This is a genomic window from Companilactobacillus zhongbaensis (genome assembly GCF_003946515.1).
Taxonomy (GTDB): Bacteria; Bacillota; Bacilli; order Lactobacillales; family Lactobacillaceae; genus Companilactobacillus; species Companilactobacillus zhongbaensis.
The window spans coordinates 1-21,382 of the sequence record NZ_RHOM01000003.1 but is presented as its reverse complement, the minus strand read 5'-3'; the positions used below and the strand labels follow the sequence as shown (position 1 = coordinate 21,382).

At 39.1% G+C, this 21,382-nt stretch carries 19 protein-coding genes, 1 tRNA gene and 1 pseudogene; 15 read left to right on the top strand and 6 right to left on the bottom strand.

From position 1 onward, the window contains the following. Together EKM69_RS02050 and EKM69_RS02045 are read left to right on the top strand one after the other, a co-directional pair. The gene (locus EKM69_RS02050) at positions 1-954 is read left to right on the top strand and encodes an aldo/keto reductase (RefSeq protein ID WP_125707617.1); all 954 of its coding nucleotides are present in this window, start codon (positions 1-3) and stop codon (positions 952-954) included. A 94-nt stretch (positions 955-1,048) separates the two neighbouring features. Then, positions 1,049-1,624: pseudogene (locus EKM69_RS02045) on the top strand (sugar O-acetyltransferase). On the opposite strand, the gene EKM69_RS02040 reads toward EKM69_RS02045, so the two are convergent. After that, positions 1,625-2,236 (bottom strand): cation transporter, encoded by a 612-nt coding sequence (locus tag EKM69_RS02040; RefSeq protein ID WP_125707615.1) that lies wholly within the window; start codon positions 2,234-2,236, stop codon positions 1,625-1,627. It abuts the pseudogene before it with no gap. Then, positions 2,226-2,552 (bottom strand): ArsR/SmtB family transcription factor, encoded by a 327-nt coding sequence (locus tag EKM69_RS02035; protein ID WP_125707613.1) that lies wholly within the window; start codon positions 2,550-2,552, stop codon positions 2,226-2,228. The genes EKM69_RS02040 and EKM69_RS02035 overlap by 11 nt, the downstream gene beginning before the upstream one ends. 97 nt (positions 2,553-2,649) lie before the next feature. Here EKM69_RS02035 and EKM69_RS02030 point away from each other — a divergent pair, with 97 nt between their 5' ends. The 8 genes from EKM69_RS02030 to EKM69_RS12250 all read left to right on the top strand — a co-directional run bounded on the left by EKM69_RS02030 (position 2,650) and on the right by EKM69_RS12250 (position 8,556). After that, positions 2,650-3,387 (top strand): NADPH-dependent oxidoreductase, encoded by a 738-nt coding sequence (locus EKM69_RS02030; RefSeq protein WP_125707611.1) that lies wholly within the window; start codon positions 2,650-2,652, stop codon positions 3,385-3,387. A 131-nt stretch (positions 3,388-3,518) separates the two neighbouring features. Then, the gene (locus EKM69_RS02025; RefSeq protein ID WP_125707609.1) at positions 3,519-4,499 is read left to right on the top strand and encodes an efflux RND transporter periplasmic adaptor subunit; all 981 of its coding nucleotides are present in this window, start codon (positions 3,519-3,521) and stop codon (positions 4,497-4,499) included. A gap of 15 nt (positions 4,500-4,514) precedes the next feature. Further along, entirely contained in the window at positions 4,515-5,198 is a 684-nt protein-coding gene (locus EKM69_RS02020; protein ID WP_125707607.1) for an ABC transporter ATP-binding protein, read from the top strand. Positions 5,199-5,230: 32 nt separating this feature from the next. After that, positions 5,231-6,355 (top strand): ABC transporter permease, encoded by a 1,125-nt coding sequence (locus EKM69_RS02015; RefSeq protein WP_225423809.1) that lies wholly within the window; start codon positions 5,231-5,233, stop codon positions 6,353-6,355. A gap of 4 nt (positions 6,356-6,359) precedes the next feature. After that, on the top strand, positions 6,360-6,818 hold the full coding sequence (locus tag EKM69_RS02010) for a hypothetical protein (protein ID WP_125707602.1): 459 nt from the start codon (positions 6,360-6,362) through the stop codon (positions 6,816-6,818). A 649-nt stretch (positions 6,819-7,467) separates the two neighbouring features. Beyond that, positions 7,468-7,884 carry a nucleoside 2-deoxyribosyltransferase gene (locus EKM69_RS02005; protein ID WP_125707600.1) on the top strand — a complete coding sequence of 139 codons (417 nt, stop codon included), beginning with the start codon at positions 7,468-7,470 and terminating at the stop codon, positions 7,882-7,884. Positions 7,885-7,968: 84 nt separating this feature from the next. After that, a complete protein-coding gene (locus tag EKM69_RS02000) occupies positions 7,969-8,250 on the top strand; it encodes a hypothetical protein (RefSeq protein WP_125707598.1) in 282 nt (93 codons plus the stop codon). Positions 8,251-8,319: 69 nt separating this feature from the next. Then, positions 8,320-8,556 carry a hypothetical protein gene (locus EKM69_RS12250; protein WP_225423808.1) on the top strand — a complete coding sequence of 79 codons (237 nt, stop codon included), beginning with the start codon at positions 8,320-8,322 and terminating at the stop codon, positions 8,554-8,556. 204 nt (positions 8,557-8,760) lie between these two features. Here the strand turns inward: EKM69_RS12250 and EKM69_RS01995 are convergent, their stop codons facing one another. Beyond that, on the bottom strand, positions 8,761-9,576 hold the full coding sequence (locus EKM69_RS01995; protein WP_125707596.1) for a Cof-type HAD-IIB family hydrolase: 816 nt from the start codon (positions 9,574-9,576) through the stop codon (positions 8,761-8,763). Between the two features lie 1,162 nt (positions 9,577-10,738). Further along, a tRNA-Gln gene (locus tag EKM69_RS01990) sits at positions 10,739-10,810 on the bottom strand. 137 nt (positions 10,811-10,947) lie between these two features. Between EKM69_RS01990 and EKM69_RS01985 the strand changes: the two genes are divergently transcribed. The 4 genes from EKM69_RS01985 (at position 10,948) to ppsA (ending at position 16,997) form a co-directional block, all read left to right on the top strand. Further along, entirely contained in the window at positions 10,948-11,274 is a 327-nt protein-coding gene (locus EKM69_RS01985; RefSeq protein WP_125707594.1) for a heavy metal-binding domain-containing protein, read from the top strand. 9 nt (positions 11,275-11,283) lie between these two features. Next, the gene (locus EKM69_RS01980; RefSeq protein WP_125707592.1) at positions 11,284-12,714 is read left to right on the top strand and encodes a C69 family dipeptidase; all 1,431 of its coding nucleotides are present in this window, start codon (positions 11,284-11,286) and stop codon (positions 12,712-12,714) included. A gap of 28 nt (positions 12,715-12,742) precedes the next feature. Next, positions 12,743-14,260 carry a glutamate/gamma-aminobutyrate family transporter YjeM gene (gene yjeM / locus EKM69_RS01975; protein ID WP_125707590.1) on the top strand — a complete coding sequence of 506 codons (1,518 nt, stop codon included), beginning with the start codon at positions 12,743-12,745 and terminating at the stop codon, positions 14,258-14,260. A 331-nt stretch (positions 14,261-14,591) separates the two neighbouring features. Beyond that, entirely contained in the window at positions 14,592-16,997 is a 2,406-nt protein-coding gene (gene ppsA, locus EKM69_RS01970; RefSeq protein ID WP_125707588.1) for a phosphoenolpyruvate synthase, read from the top strand. Between the two features lie 582 nt (positions 16,998-17,579). Here the strand turns inward: ppsA and glyA are convergent. Both glyA and EKM69_RS01960 read right to left on the bottom strand, forming a co-directional pair. Next, the gene (glyA, locus tag EKM69_RS01965; protein ID WP_125707586.1) at positions 17,580-18,809 is read right to left on the bottom strand and encodes a serine hydroxymethyltransferase; all 1,230 of its coding nucleotides are present in this window, start codon (positions 18,807-18,809) and stop codon (positions 17,580-17,582) included. A gap of 11 nt (positions 18,810-18,820) precedes the next feature. Further along, complete coding sequence (locus tag EKM69_RS01960; RefSeq protein WP_125707584.1) at positions 18,821-19,618, bottom strand: DNA/RNA non-specific endonuclease; 798 nt, start codon at positions 19,616-19,618, stop codon at positions 18,821-18,823. Between the two features lie 168 nt (positions 19,619-19,786). Here EKM69_RS01960 and EKM69_RS01955 point away from each other — a divergent pair, with 168 nt between their 5' ends. After that, entirely contained in the window at positions 19,787-21,139 is a 1,353-nt protein-coding gene (locus EKM69_RS01955; protein ID WP_125707582.1) for an FAD-dependent oxidoreductase, read from the top strand. Positions 21,140-21,382 lie beyond the last annotated feature (243 nt).

The window sequence follows — 21,382 nt, the reverse complement described above, 5'->3', positions numbered from 1 at the left end:
ATGAAAAAAATCAATATTGGTCAAACTAACTGGGAAACCTCAGCAGTGGCTTTAGGTATCATGCGTATGGAAGCTTTAACGACTGCCCAGGCAGCAAAAGCTTTGGATGCCGCTAAAGATGCTGGAATCGACTACATCGATTCTGCTGATATTTATGGCACAGGTGACTCGGAAAAAGTTTTCAGTGAGGCTCTCAAACAATCTGGCGTTAGTCGTGATGAATTGTATATTCAATCAAAGGGTGGCATCGTGTTGGATCCTAACAGAAGTCACGGTAGTTTTGTCTTCGGTAAGAGATATGATTTCAGCAAGAAACATATTATCGAAGCTGTTGATGGTATCCTAGAAAGAATGCAAGTCGACTATCTTGATTCATTTTTGCTTCACCGTCCAGATCCACTGATGGAACCAGAAGAAGTAGCTGAAGCATTCGACGAATTGCAAACGGCTGGGAAAGTCCGTCACTTTGGTGTCTCCAACTTTAATCCGCAACAGTTCGCCTTTTTGCAAGAACATCTTGATCAAAAATTGCTGATCAATCAATTGCAATTCAGTATTATGCATACAGGAATGGTTGACTTTGGTATACATGCAAATATGAAAGATGAACGCTCAATCGACCATGATGGCGGTATTCTTGAATATTCGAGACGTAAAGGTACAACTATTCAAACTTGGTCACCATTCCAATATGGGATGTTTGAAGGGACGTTTATCAACAATGACAAGTTCCCAGAATTGAATCAAAAGCTTGGCGAGTTAGCTGATAAATATCACGTCAGCAAGAATGGTATCGCCACTGCTTGGATCTTGAGACATCCAGCCGAGATGCAAGTTATTATCGGAACAATGAATCCAGATCATATTAAAGATAGTGCTTCTGGTGCTGATGTTAAGCTGACTAACCAAGAATGGTACGACGTTTACTTTGCTGCCGGAAATACTTTACCTTAACGAAAAAAGCCGATATCGAAAATGATATCGGTTTTTTGTTAACTTTTTCATGAAAGCACTATAATTATCTTAATAAGAATTGAAGGTGACAATTATGAGTAAGTCAGAACTTGAAAAATGAGATGATGGTGAGTGGTATTACTTCCTCGATGATGAAGTAGTCCAAAGAAAGGCCAATGCTGCTAAACTGTGCCAAGAATTTAATGAAATACCCGCAACTGATCCTGAAGCACAAACGAAAAAAATCAAAGAAATTTTTGGTTCCAGTGGCGAGAACGTCTCAGTCCAATCGACTTTTAATTGCGACAATGGGAAAAATATTCACGTTGGAGAAGATTTTTTAAGCAACTACAATTTAACGATTTTGGACATCGCTCCTGTTACGATAGGGCACAATGTTCAAATCGGTCCTAATGTTGATATTTATACAGTCAATCATCCACTGAACCCTATCGGTCGCCGTAAGTATCTCGCCAAGGCATTACCGGTCAAGATCGGTAATGATGTTTGGATCGGCGGTAAGGCTACGATCACTCCGGGTGTTACGATCGGTAACAATGTCGTAATTGCCGCTGGTGCGGTCGTTGTTGACGATGTGCCGGATAATAGTTTAGTCGGTGGAGTTCCCGCTAAAGTCATCAAGAGTTTGGAAGAAAAGAAGATCGATTAGTTATTTTCCGAGGCCGTTTTTTAGCGACTCCAGACCTTCACTGGCGATGAAGTAAACCAAGACTAAAGCCGCAACAGAATCGATCCACCACAAGTTGAATAGGGCAGTTACGATCACACCGATCAAGACGGTTGCTGCCATGTAAGCACAAGTGATATTGCACATACCATCTTCGACCAAAGCATCTGAATTGATCGATTTGCCGAATTTGCGTTTTTTTACGGCTAAAATTGGCATTAATATTAATGAAACGATAGCAATCAAAATACCTGAGATACTTTCATCAGCAACTTGATGAGTGAATAAGTTGTAAATGGAAACGAAAGTCACATAAATCGCTAATAACAATAAAATCGTCCCGACTATCAGGGATGATTTTTTTTCGGCTTTTTCGATGACCTCAGCGGATTGGTGGGCTGCTTCTTTTTTCAAACGCCAGATCAAGGTCGACCCGGAGATCAGTTCGAGCATGCTATCCATTCCAAAGGCGATCAACAAGATCGAACCAGCACTAATGCCTGAGTAGAGGCCAACGATGAACTCTAAGGCCATCCAAGCCGTCGAGAAATATTCAATAGTTAAACTTTTTTTGACGTTAAGATCATTCACCATGCTTTTTTCCCCTTAACACATGATTAGCGTGTTCCATCGTTTCATTGATAATGTCCAAGATGTGGGGGTCATTTAGACGATAGTAGTTGGCTTTTCCATCGCGTTCTGTACTGACTAATTGATATTTCCTCAAGGTAGCTAGTTGGTGGGAGACAGCGGACTGTTCCATGTTCAAAAGCTTCATTAATTGCGAGACTGAAAGCTCTTGTTGTTCCAACAAATAAAGCATTTGAAAACGTGTTTTATTGCTGAGGACTTTGATGATCTTTTGTGATTCATTTAATATTTTTGAATCGATCTGCAAAATATCGTTCATTTAGCACCTCACATATGATAAATTATTCATATGAAAATGATATCATATTTAAAAATGTTGTAAACTAGTGGTATTGATTAAGAAGTGAGGAATCGTAATGGATCCAATTATCGAACAAATGAAAAAAAACGTTTCTGTCCGTGACTTTAAAGATGAACCTTTGACAGATGAAGTGAAAAAGGAATTATTGCAAGCTGCTCAAAGTGGTTCTTCATCAAACTTTGTCCAAGCTTTTTCAATTATTGAAATTTCTGATGGAAAATTACGTGATACTATAGCGGACATTACCAATAGTGCACCTTATGTCAAGAAAACGGGGGCATTTTATGTCTTTGTGGCTGACTTGTATCGTCAAGCTCAGATGCTAAAAAGACGTGGCCTGTCGTTAGATGGTATTAAGTCGATGGAGCAGTTACTAGTTGCAACCGTGGATACGACGATCGCAGCTGAAAACATGGCAACAGCTGCTGAATCATTGGGACTAGGAATCTGCTACATCGGTGGTATTAGAAATGACATCCGTCAGATCGCTGAATTGTTACATTTGCCTAAATATACCTTCCCATTGTATGGATTGACGGTTGGGATCCCCAACGGTAAGAATCAAGTCAAACCAAGAATGCCTTTGTCTAACCAAGTGGCAACAGATCACTATGATGTCGAGCAGTTAACTAACATCGGCGATTACGATCAAAAGGTAAGAGAGTACTATTTGTCGAGGAACTCCAATGCTCAAGATAGTACATGGACAGATAAGAATGTCGACTTTTTCAAGGAGATCCGTCGTCCAGATGTTGGTCCGTTTTTGAAGGATCAAGGATTTTCATTGAGTTAAATCCAACAAAAGTAAAATTCTGGTAAATTTTTGAGAAAAGTTAAGACTGTAATCGAATTCATTGATACATTGTTAACAAATACATATATAATGGAACTAAGATTTTGTAGAATTTAGATATGGGGAAGATTATGAGTAAAAAAATTGATTACGCAATTTGGGGCGTTTGTGCCCTCTTTCTAGTTTTGGCAATCGTTGTTGTTGCAACTTTCAACGGTAAATTAGGCCAAAGCCAATATGATACTTACACCGTTCAACCTAAAGAAGAACGCTATTACAGTGGTATGGTCGCACCTGATGAAAAAGAATCAGTTAGTCCTAAAGCACTAGAAAAAGAAACGATGACTTCTCAACCAATGAAGAGTGGCCAAAAGGTTACTAAAGGCCAAACTTTGTTCACTTTCAGTAAAGATATGAGTAGTCAAATCAGTGCAGTTAACGCTGATATCCAACAATTGACTGCATCAAATGCGTCACTACAATCACAACAAAGTGCTGCAACTACTACAACAGCTGATAGTACAGATGATTCAGATGCCTCAGCATTGATGGCTGCTACACCAACAGTTGATAATAGTGCACAAATCGCACAAAACAATGCTCAAATCACTAGTGACCAAAGCAAATTGGCTGAATTAAATGAAGAAGCTAATCGGACAGTTGTCGCACCAATTTCTGGTACTTTGATCAAAGACACTGAAGGTAATTACTTCGTTTATGGCAAGCCAGTAGTTCAAGGTAACGTTAATGAATTTGAACTACCAAACATTAAGAACAATGCCGACATGCAAATTTATAAGAATAATGGTAAGAAGATGTATGGAACTGTCACACAAATTGACAAAGCTCCTTACAACTCATCTTCATCAGTTTCTTACTATCACTTCCAAGTAACAGCTGATCAAAACCTAACATTTGGTATGCACGTTCAAATCAAAGGTAACTCTAAAGGATTCAAGATCCCTAAGAATGCTGTTACAGATGACGACTATGTTTATGTTCTAAAATCAGACAATACTAAGAAAAAAGTCTACCTTACTTTAGATAAGAGTGGCGACTTCTATTACACACACTCTGGTATCAAAGCTGGACAAAAACTTGTCTTAAAATAGGAGTGGGGTGAAAGAATGTTAAAGGTTAAAAATGTAGGTAAGACCTACGCAAACGATTTTAAAGCCCTGTCTGATATTAACCTTGAAGTTCCCGATGGTGAGTTTCTTGCCGTCATGGGTCCATCAGGTTCTGGTAAATCGACCTTGATCAATATCTTAGGATTGCTCGACAACGATTATACCGGGGACTACTTTTTGAAAAATGAAAACTACAAGAATAAAGACGATGCAACATTATCTGGCGTTCGTGGAGATAAGATCGGATTCGTCTTTCAAAATTTCAAATTGCTAAGTTCGTATACTGTATACGAAAATATCGAGATCCCGTTGATTTACAGCAAGTCTAAAACGATCACTGATCGTAAGTCAGTGATCGATGAAGTGATCGAACAAGTAGGATTACAGGGTAAAGAAAATAATCTTCCAAGCGAGCTTTCCGGTGGACAGCAACAACGTGTTGCTATTGCTCGAGCAATCGTCAATAATCCTAATTTGATTATTGCTGATGAACCAACAGGGGCATTGGACTCCAAAACGAGTTTGGAGATCATGAATATTTTTAAACATCTAAATGAAACATTTAATACGACCATTATCATGGTTACGCACGACCAAGAAGTTGCAGACTTTGCAATGAGGACGGTTCATATCCGTGATGGTCGTCTGTATGAAAATGAGAAAAGTGTGGTGTCTGACTAATGGAAAACTTAACGATCGCACTTCGCTCAATTATGAAAAATAAGAACCGAAACCTCTTAACAATGTTAGGTATCATCATTGGTATTGCCAGTGTTATTAGTATCTTAGCTGTTGGGGATGGTTTCACCCAAAGTATTACTAAAGAGTTAGGTAAGGACAATGCTTCTAATAAAGTATCGTTGTCTTATGTTACTAACTCGACTGATTTAAATAGTATTGATGGCTTCACTCAAGGGGATGCTGCCTTGATGTCAGATGTTGACGGTGTTCAATCAGTCAAATTATCTAGTTATGACAACACTAAATCAGTTAAGCTATCATATCGTGGCAACAGTTCGAAGACTTATTTAGGACCAATCAAGAAGTCTTCCGATGGGCCCAAAAATGTTAAAAAATCCATCTTGAATGACAAGAATTCATACGACGTGATCATCTCACAAAGTGTCAAAAAAGACTTGTTCAAGAAATCTTCGGCTATCGGCAAACCTATCCAAATCGGTGAGGACATGTTCATCGTCCGGGGAGTGTCTGATGGTGGCGACGAATACTCAGCTAATGTCTTAGTTTCTAAAGGAACTTATAAGCGGATTTTCTCAGCTAATTCCAATAAAGATCAGGCTAAATTGACGATTGAAAATGGCAAGAATAAGAAGAAAGTTTCTAAAGCTGTTTTGAAGAAAATCAAGGCCAATGGAGAATATCGCCGTGAAGGGAAATACCATATCGATGATCCAACTAAATCGATGAAATCATTCCAAAAAGTCTTGAATAGCGTAACTTACTTTGTTGCCTTAGTAGCTGGTATTTCATTATTGATCGCAGGTATTGGTGTCATGAACGTAATGTACATTACAGTTTCAGAACGACGCAACGAGATCGGTATTAGAAGAGCCTTTGGTGCTACTGGTAATAATATTCGGAATCAGTTCTTGACTGAAAGTATCGTCCTTTGTGTTATCGGGGGAATCATCGGTATCATCCTCGGGTACTTGGCGGTCTTGATCATTAATGCTTTCTTGCCGTTTAAGGCGGTTATCACTATCTATTCAATTTTGATCTCACTATTGGTATCTAGTGCAGTTGGTTTGTTGTTTGGCTTTATTCCATCGAACAAAGCTGCTAAATCATCACTAGTTGGCCTACTAAAAGAGGAGTAATGTAATGGGAATTTTATATAAAGTTAAAAGAAGCTCATTGATCGGCGTGATTTTGATCGCATTGATCACTCAATTTACAGCAATGTATGTTAACTTTGCTTTGACTACTGGGTTTGAAAAGATGAACAAGTTTTTGGTTGTCTTTTTGGCTTTGGTTGCTGCAGCTGTTTTGTTGGCTATTGTTTATTTTGTTTTTCAACTTATTTTGCGTAAGGAAGAGGTTGAGTATAAGCAGGTCTTGATTGTTAACATGGCTATGACATTTGCCTTGGGCGGTATCTTGGCTACTATTGTTACTATGAGCACTTCTTCTACCGCTAATACTTTGGCTAATGTTTTGATTGGGGTTATCCAGTATGGATTGCTTGGTTGGATCAATTGGACTTCGCTTGAGGTTAGTCGTCAGGGGAAGATCAATATTAGTATTTGGACATTGATTTTGTTTGTTTTGTCTATTTTTTAGGATTTAGAGCTGGCCTGTTGGCTGGCTCTTTTTTCTTGAGGTGAGAGAGTAGAGCAGACAGAGGCGTTTTGCTTAGACGGGATTTTGTTGTTTGTTTGGTGGGATAGAGGTGGTAGTTTGGTGTGGTGGTTCAATGCCGACTCCGGGGCCCGGGATACACACACTGGAACGCTGCCGGCATCGATTGAAGCTATCCGGGAAGTTCACCCGGACATCTCCAATACGAGCCTTCCTCTAAGCTCCTTCGTCGCCAAGAGGAATTTGGCGGCTGAGGTGTGTATCCCGGGCCCCTCCGTCTAGGTTTTAGCAATCCCCCCCCTTTGTTAGTGGGGAAATAGGTGCTTCCTATTCTTATGCGCAAGATTTTCTTTGTTTGATTTCCGGGCTGCTTCTCGGTTCGCGGGACTAGAGCTCCGCTCATTTTGTTTCCTGACGTACCTTTTTGTTGCAATCTTTTGTTTGTTTACTTGTTGGATAAGATTGAACATTATTTTTTCTTCTCTGGCTTTCTCTTTTGGCTCGCGTGCTCGATTCTCTCTCGCACTCTCGCATTCTCGCATTCGTGTTTTTAGGCTCTTGTGCTCGTTTCTCGCACACTCGCGTTGGATTGTGTGTTTTATTTTCTTATTTATTTTTTTTGGAGGTTTTTATGAAAATCTATTTTGCTGGTTCTATTCGTGGTGGTCGTGACCATGCTGATGTTTATCGGGCTTTGATTGATTTTTTGAAGGTGGATCATGATGTTTTGACTGAGCATGTGGGCGATGCTAATTTGTCTGAGTCAGGTGAGGTTTTGTCTGATAAGCAGATCCGTGATCGTGATGTTGCTTGGTTGAGGGAAGCTGATTTGGTTGTGGTTGATTCTTCTGTTCCTAGTCTTGGTGTGGGTTATGAGTTGGCCTGTGCTGAGTTGTTTGAGAAGCCGGTTATTATTTTGCATGATTCTGAAGTGGCTTCTTTATCGGCTATGATTTCTGGGACCGATTATTTTTCGGATATTAATTTTTATCATGGGGCCGATGAGGCTGTGGCTATTTTGCAGGCTAAATTGGCTGATATTGATTAATTTGATTTTGGGGGTTGCTCTAAAACCCGTTTCATACTTTACACTGGCTTTGTTAGGAAATATAAACAAAGGATAGTGATCGATATGTTTACTTATGTACAAATTTTTCGTCCAAATGAAGAGACTTTTAATGGATATGCTGCTTTTGAGTTTGGCGAAGGGATTTTATCTTTGGCATTTATGACTGGTTTGAGTAAAACGGTTCGAGTTAAGATTCCTTTGGCTGAGATTTCTAATTTGTCTGAGGACCCTGATATTAAAAATCAAATCGAGTTTGACTATGATGGTAAGCACTTTGTCTTCTTGAATAGTGGTTACGGTGTTTCTAATTTCTTGAAGGAAAATTTGATTGCGGCTTTTGCATAAATTGTTTTTAAATTGTCCCAAGGAAGTGGTACACTATGATTACAAACTACTACGATCGGGGCGTTTTAATTGAAAACTAAATGTTTTGATTTCAGAAGTGCATTTAAAGGATATATTGAAAATAATATTGTTAAAATTTTAATGAGCATTACTATCGCAATGATCTTCGTAATCGCTAATAGCCAGATTTTGATCTATGCGGCCATTTATGGCACTTGGATGTTGGCATTCACAACATTGTTTGTTTTGGGTTACATGCTCTCATATGCGATTTTATCGTTAGTATTTCGATTATTAGGTAAATAACAAGCAGGGATTTCCTGCAAAAAAAAGTAGCTTGAAGTTTAACTTCAGCTACTTTTTTTGTTTGATTTGAAAATGTAGTTTTCCCTGGGAATTTTCTCAGAGAGATATCAATCTTCAGCGAACACTGATAGTGGTAATGCAATTGTATAAGCAAGATTGAATTGTATTATCTCCATTAACACACAGAGTTTCTTTCCATGCCCATTAGTTCAGAGCAAATTTTTCAATAGCATATCCAACGCCATCTTCATTATTGTCTTTTGTAACGAAATCAGCGACGTCTTTGACACCAGGTTGACCGTTTCCCATGGCAATTCCTTTGCCCGCTAATTTTAGCATTGGAATGTCATTGTCACGGTCACCGATAGCAATAACGTTTTCCAAGTCGATATTTAGTTTCTTCGTTAGCATTTTTAAAGCGGATCCTTTGTTGACGTTTTGAGGGAAAACTTCTAGGAATCCTTCTCCGGTTCTAACAACGAAATAGTCTTTATCATAGGTTTGATGAACTAAGTCAGATATATTATCGAGTTCATCTTTATTTCCATTAATAATTGCCTTGAGAATCTGGAAATCGTCGGGGAGCTCGTCGGGTTCGCGGATAAAAAGACCGCTGTCGTTTTCATAAGCTTGAGCGATGGTATACTTGTCGAACCATTTTTCTGAACTAGTGTAAGTATTAGATTTGTCGTCAACAACATTGTAGTGCAACTTATTTTTCTTAACGAAGCTGACAAAATCACGATAAAATTGGTTGCTGAGGGCTTCTTCATACAAAATATTTTGTGAAGCAGTCTCGATAATAGCGCCACCATTAGTGATCAAAAATTGCTCATCGCCCAAAATACCAAGTTGATCCGCATAATTTTTAACAGCATTATGAGTACGACCAGAACAAAGAACAATTTTGATACCTTGCTGCAAAGCCCGTTTAATGATTGTTTCATTTCCTTTAGAAATAGTTTTTTGAGTATTCAATAAAGTGTCATCCAAATCGATGGCAATAAGTTTGTAAGTCATATTATTCTCCTCGGATTCATTATAAATTCTATTGTAATCCAGTATATTGTTTTCGGATAGACAGAAAAAATCTGCTAGATTATAGTATAGATACATCTAAATAGGGGGTAAAAATAGCACGATCCAAGAAGCATTTTCAGAGAAAAAGAAACAACACAACAAACCAATAATAGTGCGACTTGGACCCGTTTTAAGGCAATTTTACAGGTAATGTCATGACATATAGTTATATCAAATCAGAAAATTTTGAGCATCAATTGTAAATATAACTTTTATAATATGAATCATTTATTCTATGATAAGAAGTTATTATTTAGTTGTTCCAGGATAGTAATTTATGATTTTACATTTACCTAAATGAAAGGATTTGAGATCATGAAACTTATCGAAATGATTAAACAAACAATCAAACCAGAAGCAAAAGAAATCGACGTAAAACAAAAAATCGTCTTAGCTGAACTGCAAGCTGAGAATACTTATTAAAAAAGCAAGAAACCGCAATACACAAAGCAATACAATTCTGCAATCTTCAATAAAAAATGAAGGAGACAGATCAAAAGCGGAGATCTAAGTTCCCAACATTTCATAAAAAACCACATCAAAAAGAACAGGATGTGGTTTTTTTGCGTGCCAGATTGAGTACTACAGCGTTTTTCACGGCGACGAAGGAGCCAGTGAAAGAGCAAAAAGAAGAGTAATCAAAAAATGAAAGCAAAATTAAATAGCTACCGATGATAAAACCAGAGAAAATCAAAAAGATAGGGAGAACAACGAAAAATAAAAAAAGTTGAAAAAGGAAAAGGAAGTACCATCAAAAACCGCAGCAAGTTTGCAGAAAAAAGCTAAGTACTGTATCCCTCACACAAAAATATGTTTATACCAACTTAGGTACTGAGGGGTGGAAGAAATTCGCCGTCAGCCATGAAATTTCACTTAGCGGTTTACCGCTTAGTGAAAGACCCAGCTTTGAAACAATCGAGTGGGCTTCTCGATTGGTTCAAAGTGGCGTCCATGGCGTCCATGGCGTCCATGGCGTTCCACGGCGATATTTCTGGAACCCCTCAGTACCGGGAACAAACCACCACACAAACTCTATAACAAACAAAAAAATCCGAAACCAATAAAGGTTTCGGATCATCTCAAACATCACAAGATAAAAAAATTGGGCATATTGGGTTCGAACCAATAAATTGCGGATTCAGAGTCCGCTGCCTTACCATTTGGCGAATGCCCAGTAGTTTTTTCAATACTTAAAAATTGTATGAAAAATAAAAGTTTATGTCAAGGTTAAATAATGTTAATCTGAAAGATTTAGCCAGTCAGTTGTGGTATGTTATTTACTGGACTGATTTTTGAATATGAGGTGAAATTGTGAATAATAATAATATTTTAATTACTACAACTGAAAATATTCCTGGACAACAATATGAGATTATTGGTGAGGTTTTTGGCTTAACTACTCAATCCAAAAATGTCGTCAAAAATATTGGTGCCGGCTTGAAAAATATTGTCGGTGGCGAAATTAAAGCTTACACCGAACTTCTAACTGAGGCTCGTGATATCGCAATTGAGCGTCTAAAAGAAAATGCAGTAAAAATGGGTGCCGATGCTGTCGTGATGATGAGATTCGATTCTGATTCCATCAGCCAAGACATGGAGACTGTCGCAGCATACGGGACCGCAGTAAAATTTAAGTAAGGTGAAATTATGACATTACAGTACAACAAGGCTTCATTATCTGCTTGTACTAGCATTTTAGTTGGTAGAAAAGCTTCGATCGATGGCTCTACTATGATCGGTCGAAACGAAGATGCCAAAGCTTCTTGGCCAAAACATTTCGTCGTTCATCCACACGAAGAGTTTAATGAGCCACAAAAATACGTTTCAAACGAAAATGGTTTTACAATGGAGCTTCCACAGATCCGCTACAAGTATTCAGCCACTCCTGAATGGACTGACAAAGAAGGACTTTTTGAAGAGGATGGCTTCAATGAATTCGGTGTTGCCATGAGTGCTACAGAAAGTGCTTATTCTAACCAAGCCGTTTTAGGAGTTGATCCACTAGTCAAAGATGGAATCGGCGAAGAAGCAATGGTCACGGTCGTTTTGCCATACGTGAAAACTGCTCGTGAAGGAGTCAAACGTTTAGGCGAGATCGTTGAAAAATACGGAACTTCTGAAACCAACGGAGTGCTATTTTCTGATCAAAAAGAAGTTTGGTATTTTGAAAATGGTTCCGGACATTACTGGGTAGCACAACGGATCCCGGATGATTCATACGCCGTAGTTGCTAACCAATTGGCTATCCAAGAAATTGACTTCAATGATCCAGATAATTTCATGTTTAAGTTAGACATTCAAGAATTTGTGAATGATTACAACTTGAATGCCACTCCGCAAACTTTTAATTTCCGGAAGATTTTTGGCACGCATGACCAATCTGATGCTATTTATAGCACGCCTAGAGTTTGGTATGGTCAACAACAATTTTCAGGAAAAACGGATGAAAGTCCTGAAAGTCAAGAACTCGACTTCATTAAAAAAGCTGATCGGTTATTGAGTATCGATGATGTGCAAGGATATTTAAGTTCGCATTTTGAAGGAACTGAATTTGATCCATTGAATAAATCGGCTAATAACAAGCGTTATCGTCCGATCAGTTTGGCGAAGACCCAAGAATCACATGTACTACAGATCCGACCTGATCTGAAACCAGAAATTGCTGGTGTTCAGTGGTTGAGCATGGGCGTTTCGTCGCAAAGCGTTTACGTTCCGTTTTATATGGGGATCACGGATACCCCCGAGGAATATAAAATTGGAAAACTGCCTTACGATGAAAAGTCTGCATATTGGACCTTTAAATTAGCTGGTGTCTTATTAGACAGCCACTATCCTGAATTAGGCACGATGTTCAAGGAGCAACAAAAATCGATCAACATTACACTACGAAAGATGTTGCGAGACTTTGACATCAAGTCCTTAAGTAAAGACGATGATCAACTACCACAATTTTTGACATCGGCTTCACAGGAAATGGCTAAAACAGCTCTCGATGGCTATAAAGAATTGACTGCAAAATTGATCACGCAGTCAACTGACTTTTCACCATTGAATTTTAAAACAGATATGAATTTGTAAACATGAGGGAATAGGGGATTTTTGAAAAATGAACGAAGGTAATTCGACGAAGAAAACCATCACGATGTTTGGCTTGATCATGATGATTTTTACGTCCGTATTTGGATTCGCTAATACTACTGTTGCTTATGAGCAAATGGGATTAGCAAGTATTATTTGGTATTTATTCGCTGCAATCTTTTTCTTCTTGCCAGTCGGCTTTATGATGGCAGAATACGGTTCAGCTTATAACGAAGCTAAAGGTGGAATTTATTCTTGGATCGAAGGAGCCATCGGACCAAGATTAGCCTTTACCGGAACTTTTATTTGGTTAGCTTCATGGGAAGTTTGGCTAGTGTCGACCTCTTCAAAAGTGTGGATCCCGATGGCAACATTTTTTGCCGGACATGATACTACACAAAGCTGGCATCTCGGTGGTTTAAGTTCAACACAAACGATCGGCTTGTTGGCAGTTTTATGGATCATTTTTGTTACATTTACGGCTTCACGAGGAATCGATAAGATCTCGAAATTTACTTCATTCGGTGGAACGATGATGATCATCTTGAACATTGTCTTCTTCGGATTGAGTATTGCAATGATCTTCTTATCAGGTTTCCACATGGCTGAACCGATCAATGGGATCAGTACTTTCATCAAGTCACCGAACCCAGAATTTGCCTCACCGATCGGGATGCTTTCATTTATTGTTTATGCAATTTTTGCTTATGGTGGTTTGGAATCTATGGGTGGCGTCACTGATAGTATGAAAAACCCCAAGCGTGATTTTCCGAAAGGTATTTTGATATCAGCTGGAATTATCGCCGTTTTGTATTCATTGACGATCTTCTTCTGGGGTATCAGTACTAACTGGAACAACGTCATCGGAAAAGACGGTGTTAACTTAGCTAACATTACTTACGTGATGATGAGTAACTTAGGTTATTCATTCGGTACTCACATCGGTTTAAGTACTGCTGCAGCTACCACCTTAGGTGCTTGGTTATCTCGATTTACCGCGCTTGATATGTTCATCTTATACATGGGTGCCTTTTTCGTCTTGATCTATTCACCACTAAAATCATTCATCATGGGAACTCCCAAAGACTTTTGGCCTAAAAAAGTTACTAAGTTGAATGATAAGGGAATGCCAGCTTTTGCCATGTGGATGCAAGCAATCTTTGTTTGTGTCATCATCTTGGCAGTTGACTTCCTAGGTGGAAGAAATGCCAAAAACTTGTACGCCGTCTTAACATTGATGGCTAATGTAGCAACTAGTGTTCCTTACTTATTCTTAGTCGGAGCCTTTCCATTCTTCAGCATGAATGACGATATTGAAAAACCATATCAATTTTTCAAAAATAAGAACTTCATGTGGGCAACTTCGATCTTAGTCTTTCTAGTTGTACTATCTGCCATCGTCTTCACATTGCTCGAACCGATCATCGAACATGCATATATGGATGCTTTCTGGACCATCTTAGGACCAGTCTTGTTCGGAGCAATCGCATTAGTCTTGTATGGATCTTATGCACGACACGAGCGTAAGAAGAACTTAGGAGAATAAAGGGTAAGAAATCTGATGTGATTTTGACCTAAATAAAAAATAAAAAAGATGCTGATCATCCAAATTAGGGCAGATGCAGCATCTTTTTTTACTCAAAAAGCGGCTTTTTATAAAAAATTTAAAAATTAATTTTATCATCATATTTCCTAATATACCGCGTTATATGACGTCACAAATATATTAAAGACGTATTATATTTTTGCGAAAATGAAAATTATACTTAAAATTTGCTAGTAAAAGACTTACAATAGAGCTGTAATCGTTTTCACAAAATAAATGGTTTTGTTTGGAAGGCATTACGTGCAATTAACGCAAGGAGGGAAATATTATCATGAGTAGTCAAGATACAGCAAATGTTTTATGGTTCAACGAATTACATCGTGAGGATGTCAACTTAGTTGGTGGTAAGTCATCATCACTAGGTGAAATGACATCTTCAATGGACGTTCCAGTACCGTATGGTTATGCAACCACAGCACACGCATATCGGTACTTCATGGATAAAACAGGATTAAACGACGACGTAAATGCGTTGTTGGATAGTATTAAAGATTATGAAAATTCCGAAGAACTTCACACAGCCTGTGAAAAGATTCGTAATTTGATCGTTGATGCAAAAATGCCGGATGATCTTGCTGTCGAAATTAAGAAAGCTTACGATGAGCTCTCAGAAAAAGTTGGACAAAAAGACCCATTCGTTGCTATTCGTTCCTCTGCTACAGCTGAAGACTTGCCAGATGCTTCATTTGCAGGTCAACAAGAATCATACCTAAATATTAAAGGCGGCGACGACGTTGTAAAACGTGTGCAAGAATGTTATTCATCACTCTTTACAGATCGTGCAACATACTATCGTCACAAGCAAAACTTCCCATATGAAAAAGTTGCTCTTTCAGCAGCTATTCAAATGATGGTCTTCTCAAAGGCATCAGGTGTTATGTTCTCTGTTAACGTAGCTAACGGTGACGAGTCACAAATCGTTATTGATGGTATTTACGGATTAGGTGAATATATCGTTTTAGGTAAAGTTACACCTGACCATTTTGTAATCGACAAGAAATCAATGAAGATCGTCGATCGCACAATTATCAATAAACCAATTCAATTACTAAGAAAAGAAAACGGTGGTACTTACGAAGAAGAAGTACCGAAGGATATCCAAGACAAACCAGTTCTAACTGATGAACAAGTAATCGAATTAGCTGGATATGTTAAAAAAGTTGAAGACCATTATGGTTGCTTAATGGATATGGAATATGCTTTGGATGAAAACACAAATAAATTGTGGATCGTTCAAGCTCGTCCAGAAACCGTATGGTCACAAAGAAATAAAAATCAAGATGACTCAGAAGAAGATGAGAACGTGGTATCAGAAAGTGATGCAGAAGTAGCTGTACGTGGATTACCTGCTAGTCCTGGATTGGCAAGTGGTGTCGTTCATGTTATCGACGATCCTAAAGATATCGATCAATTCAAGGAAGGTGAAGTCTTAGTAACACTAATGACATCACCTGACTGGGTACCAGCTATGAAGAAAGCTGCTGCTATCGTTACTAACAATGGTGGTATGACTTGTCACGCTGCTATCGTTTCTCGTGAAATGCAGATCCCTTGTATCGTTGGTACTAAGAGTAAGACAGTGGCAGCTACAGACGCATTCAAGACGGGTGATGTCGTAACTGTTGATGCTAAAAATGGTGTCGTATATCGTGGTAAAGTTAATAGCTTGCTCAAGAAGAAGACACCAGAAGCAGGAGCAGCTGGACAAGTAGTTGCTGCAGAAACATTTGCTCCAACAGCAATTCGAGTAATGATGAACTTAGGTGATCCAGACCTTGCAGACAAGTATTCAACACTACCTGCAGATGGTATTGGACTAATGCGTGAAGAGTTCTTATGGACAACATTCATTCACGAACACCCACTATACTTGATTGAAACGGGCCGTCCTGAAAAAGTCGTTAACATGCTTTCAGATGGTATCGCCAAAGTTGCACGTGCAATGGCTCCAAGACCAGTAGTGCTACGTCTATCAGACTTCAAGTCCAGTGAATACCGTAACTTGAAAGGTGGAGACAAGTACGAACCACACGAACCAGCAGACTTACTAGGCTGGCGTGGCGCTTCACGTTACTACGATCCAAAATATATCGAAGCTTTCAAACTAGAACTTGCAGCAGTTAAGAAAGTACGTAACGAATTTGGATTGACCAACTTGAACATCATGATCCCATTCGTGAGAACAGTTGATGAAGCTAAGAAAGTTACCGACATTATTCAAGGTGAAGGATTAGTTCGTGGAGCAGACTTCAAGATTTACATGATGGCTGAGATCCCAACAAACATCATCCTTGCCGATCAATTTAACAAGTACGTTGATGGTTACTCGATTGGATCAAATGACTTAGCAATGTTGATCCTAGGTTGTGACAGAAACAACGATACCGTAGCAAGTCTATTCGACGAACGTAACTTAGCCGTTAAACGGGCAATCCGTCACTTGATCAAGACAGCCCACAAAGATGGCAGAACAGTATCGATCTGTGGACAAGCACCATCAGAGTACCCAGAATTCACAAACTTCTTAATTCAAAGCGGAATCGACTACGTCTCAGTTAACCCAGACATGGTTAAAGAAACAAAACGCAACGTAGCCCACTTCGAACAAAGAATCATGCTAGACAAAGCAACAGGCCGTGGAATTCAAGACCCTAATGATTACAGCTGGGGAGAATAAAGAGAGCGCAGGTACACGGTTAGCTGCTGAGGATTTAGGGACTGTCATCACAAAGGTGCGGCGAAGCCGTGCCTGCTGACAGTTTCTAAACCGGAGGCCGCTGTGTGCCGGAGCTCGTTTCAAACAAGAGAGCGGAGGAGACGAGGTCTGCCACCGGAGCACAAGTGAGTCAATGCGGAGCTGGGCCCGTCAGGCCCACGCAGCGTTGACTTGCTTATGTGGAGGTTGCATCGTCTCCGGAGCTCGTTTCCACTATATGAATAGGGAGCGACTAGCAAAACATTAAGTACTAAATCAGATTCAAAGAACTAAATCTCAATTACCTTTTAATTCCAACCAGAAAAGCAGCTGACATAAAATCAGCTGCTTTTTTGTCTAAAAAATATGATATTTACCAAACTAACCGCAACACGTTTCCGCCATATGGATAGGGGCGACCAGTAAAACAATAAGCACGAATTCAGATCCAAAGAACAAAAGCCAAATTACCATACAATTCCAACCAGAAAAGCAGCTGACCAAAAATCAGCCACTTTTTCACAAAAAAAGAAGCCAGCCAAAGGCCAGCTCCAAATAAAAACACTAATCCACAGGATGCTTGTCAGTCAAAGCCTTAGTACGTGCATCTAATTCCTTCAACTTATCAGCATCGTCATGATACTTAATAGCATCAACGATAATATGTGCAACTTCACGAGAGTCTTCTTCGTCGAATCCACGTGTAGTAATAGCCGGAGTACCTAAACGAAGTCCAGAAGTCAATTTTGGTGGCAATGGATCGTTAGGGATTGCTTCCTTGTTAGTTGTGATATGGATCGAATCAAGTAAGTTTTGAACTTCCATACCATTTAAATCAGTTTCAGTTAGGACCACATTCAATAAGTGGTTATCTGTTCCACCAGTTAAAACTGAAAGGTTATCAGCATTATTGATAACTTCAGCCATAGCAGCAGCATTCTTGATAACTTGTTCAATGTAAGTCTTAAATTCTGGTTGAAGGTCTTCACCGAAGGTAACAGCTTTAGCAGCAATCACGTGTTCTAGTGGTCCACCTTGAGTTCCAGGGAAGACAGCAGAGTTGATCTTCTTGCCAAGTTCTTCTTTAGCAATGATCATTCCTCCACGAGGTCCACGGAGTGTTTTGTGTGTTGTAGTTGTCACGATATCAGCGACACCAACTGGTGATGGATGTAGACCAACGGATACAAGTCCAGCAATGTGAGCCATGTCGACCATTAACAATGCGTTAACTGAGTCAGCAATTTCACGGAACTTATTGAAGTCGATCACACGACTGTATGCCGAAGCACCAGCAACGATCAACTTAGGTTGAACTTCTTTGGCGATTCTTTGGACATCATCGTAATCGATGAAACCTTCATCATTAACTCCATATGAATGGAATTCGTACATTTTACCTGAGAAGTTTACACGGGAACCGTGAGTCAAGTGACCACCGGCATTTAGATCCATACCGAGTACCTTGTCACCAGGTTTGAGAACTGCTTGATAAGCAGCAGCGTTTGCTTGTGAACCAGAGTGCGGTTGAACATTAACATATTCAGCATTGAACAATTTCTTGGCACGGTCGATTGCAATTTGCTCGATTTGATCGATAAATTCACAACCACCATAATAACGTCTGCCAGGATATCCTTCAGCGTACTTGTTAGTTAAAACAGAACCTTGAGCTTTACGAACATCATCGGAAACGATGTTTTCTGATGCAATAAGTTCGATGTTACGGTTTTGACGACCTTCTTCTTCTTTGATCAGGTCGAAAATTTCCTTATCACCATTACTGTATTTCATTGAACCACTCCTTAGTTATTATTTACAACACTTGTACCATCAGCATAATTGATATTCACGTTTTTCTCAACATTGAAAATGTATACATTAAAAATAATTTGTTTATCAGAGTTGCCATTTTGGTCTAATGATTGCGCCATCATCTGCACGCCTCTAGCTAGGAGCTCGTTTCCACGGTAAATTGGCTTAACGCGGTAGCGGATGAAATTGTTCGGATTTTGCTTTAAATAATCTGCAATGTCGTCTTCATGTTTCAGCATTTCCGGAGAATTCAATGATCTGGTACCCGTCATCAAATTTTTGGGATTGTTATTTTGCCCGGTCAGTTGATAACCAATTAAATGGGATCGATTATACAACCAACCACCATTGATCCGTTTATTGTGCCAACCGGTTGGATTGACATAAAGGGGCTCTCTTTTAGCGGTGGGCATCAGGCTTTTACTCAAAAGTGCGTCGGCCTGAACTGCACGATTGAGGTTATCTAAATCGGCAAAACTCTGCCAAGCACCTTTACTGACGTCTAGATCAGCTTGGGAGAAAGTTGGTTGGTTATTATTTACCTCAACTTCCTGTTGATCAGTATAATTTAATTTGGCTAGTTCTGACGAAGATTTAGCATCGGTTTGGGTAGTTTTATTACCATTGCTGTCTGAACCTTGATAAAGCTGATAAGCACCTGACCCACCCGCAATTATCAAAACTAAGGCGAGGGTAATGATTTTCTTCCGTCTTCGTTTCTTCGGTTTAACGATCAGAGCCGTGACTAATAAGATTAGTCCGAGGACGATCAAAAGTAGCATGTACATTGTAGTAGTATTCCTCCATCCATAAAAAATAGCCAGTTCACAAACTTGATGTGTCAAGCTTACATTGCTTAATTTTACCATAAAACGACCATACGTTCGCATCTGTTTTGCTTGAAAAAACTTATCATTAAAGTTATGATTGATTTATAAATAAGAGGAGGTTTCTATATGAAAGTTATTGTAGTGGGTTCATCTCACGGTGGGTACGAAACGGTCGAAGGACTTCTCAAACAAAACCCTGACACAGAAATTCAATGGTATGAAAAGGGCGACTTTTTATCATTCTTGTCTTGTGGTATGCAATTGTATCTCGAAGGTAAGGTTAAAAAGGTTAATAGCGTAAGCTATGCTACGCCTGAAGAAATGTCAAAGAAGGGTGTCGCTGTATTTCTTCAACAAGAAATCACAAAGATCGATCCGGACAAACATGAGGTTGAAGTAGTTAACCACGTTGACAACTCAACAAGGACCGAAAAGTACGACAAACTAGTTTTGAGTGCTGGTGCCGTACCAACTCAAATCCCTGTAGAAGGTTCAGACCTTCAAAATATTTATTCAATGCGTGGACGCGATTGGGCTATCAAGCTTAAAGCTAGAACAGTTGATCCAAAAATCAACAATGTAGTAGTTGTTGGTTCGGGTTACATTGGTAACGAAGCAACTGAAGCCTTCGCCAAAGCAGGCATGAATGTAACAGTTATCGATATTTTGCCACGTGTTTTAGGAACTTATTTGGATCCAGAATTTACAGATATTTTGGCTAAAAATATGGAAGAACATGGTGTAAAAATTGCTGCTGGAGAATCAGTTAAAAAATTCATCGGTAAAGATGGTAAGGTAACTCAAGTTGAAACTGACAAGGGTACTTATGATGCTGATTTGGTCATTGAAGCAGCTGGTGTCCGTCCAAATACTAAGTGGCTACAAGGTATCCTTCAATTGAACGATGATGGAACTATTGCCACTGATGACTACATGCAAACTAGTCAAAAAGATATTTTTGCTGTTGGTGATGCTACCCATCTTAAGTTCTTGCCAACAGATGGTGATGCTCACATTGCTTTAGCAACAAATGCGCGTCGTCAAGGTCGGATTGCTGCCTTGAACTTAGAAAAACCAACTAGAAAATTCCCTGGTGTTTCAGGTTCATCTGCTTTGACCGTCTTTGATTACAAGTTTGCATCAACAGGTATCAAGGATGCTACTGCTAAGTCATACGGTGCAAACGTTAAGTCTGTTTTTGTAACTGACTTGTATCGTCCAAAATTTGTTCCAGAATCAGAAAATGCCACAGTTTACTTCAAGCTAACTTATAATGCTGACAATCATGAAGTAGTCGGTGCACAAATTATGTCTAAACAAGATGTGACTGCTAATATTAATGCTATTTCAGTTGCTATCCAAGCTAAGTTGAAGATCGAAGATCTTGAATATGCGGACTTCTTCTTCCAACCTGGTTTTGATCGTCCTTGGAATATTATTAATGTTGCGGCTCAACAGGCTGTTTTGAATGAGAAATAAGTAGTATAATAGTTTGACTGGTAGATGAATCTCATATGAGTCAACTGTAGATGATAGGAAGTTAGCAGTGTTGTCGATTTTTTTCGATAATGCTGCTTTTTATATGAAATAAACCTAATAATAGGGTGCACTAAATAAGCTACTAGCCATTACGAAAAAAAATTTGTATACTGTAGTTGCTAGCTAGCTATATATGACTTGAGGCCGACGTAACCATTTTGCGTTGGTCTTTTTTATATTCTT

Bases quoted from the DNA above. Each gene is read 5' to 3' on its own strand.
- EKM69_RS02050 (WP_125707617.1), top strand. From the start codon at position 1: ATGAAAAAAATCAATATTGGTCAAACTAACTGGGAAACCTCAGCAGTG.
- EKM69_RS02040 (WP_125707615.1), bottom strand. From the start codon at position 2,236: ATGGTGAATGATCTTAACGTCAAAAAAAGTTTAACTATTGAATATTTC.
- EKM69_RS02035 (WP_125707613.1), bottom strand. From the start codon at position 2,552: ATGAACGATATTTTGCAGATCGATTCAAAAATATTAAATGAATCACAA.
- EKM69_RS02030 (WP_125707611.1), top strand. From the start codon at position 2,650: ATGGATCCAATTATCGAACAAATGAAAAAAAACGTTTCTGTCCGTGAC.
- EKM69_RS02025 (WP_125707609.1), top strand. From the start codon at position 3,519: ATGAGTAAAAAAATTGATTACGCAATTTGGGGCGTTTGTGCCCTCTTT.
- EKM69_RS02020 (WP_125707607.1), top strand. From the start codon at position 4,515: ATGTTAAAGGTTAAAAATGTAGGTAAGACCTACGCAAACGATTTTAAA.
- EKM69_RS02015 (WP_225423809.1), top strand. From the start codon at position 5,231: ATGAAAAATAAGAACCGAAACCTCTTAACAATGTTAGGTATCATCATT.
- EKM69_RS02010 (WP_125707602.1), top strand. From the start codon at position 6,360: ATGGGAATTTTATATAAAGTTAAAAGAAGCTCATTGATCGGCGTGATT.
- EKM69_RS02005 (WP_125707600.1), top strand. From the start codon at position 7,468: ATGAAAATCTATTTTGCTGGTTCTATTCGTGGTGGTCGTGACCATGCT.
- EKM69_RS02000 (WP_125707598.1), top strand. From the start codon at position 7,969: ATGTTTACTTATGTACAAATTTTTCGTCCAAATGAAGAGACTTTTAAT.
- EKM69_RS01995 (WP_125707596.1), bottom strand. From the start codon at position 9,576: ATGACTTACAAACTTATTGCCATCGATTTGGATGACACTTTATTGAAT.
- EKM69_RS01980 (WP_125707592.1), top strand. From the start codon at position 11,284: ATGACATTACAGTACAACAAGGCTTCATTATCTGCTTGTACTAGCATT.
- yjeM (WP_125707590.1), top strand. From the start codon at position 12,743: ATGAACGAAGGTAATTCGACGAAGAAAACCATCACGATGTTTGGCTTG.
- ppsA (WP_125707588.1), top strand. From the start codon at position 14,592: ATGAGTAGTCAAGATACAGCAAATGTTTTATGGTTCAACGAATTACAT.
- glyA (WP_125707586.1), bottom strand. From the start codon at position 18,809: ATGAAATACAGTAATGGTGATAAGGAAATTTTCGACCTGATCAAAGAA.
- EKM69_RS01960 (WP_125707584.1), bottom strand. From the start codon at position 19,618: ATGTACATGCTACTTTTGATCGTCCTCGGACTAATCTTATTAGTCACG.
- EKM69_RS01955 (WP_125707582.1), top strand. From the start codon at position 19,787: ATGAAAGTTATTGTAGTGGGTTCATCTCACGGTGGGTACGAAACGGTC.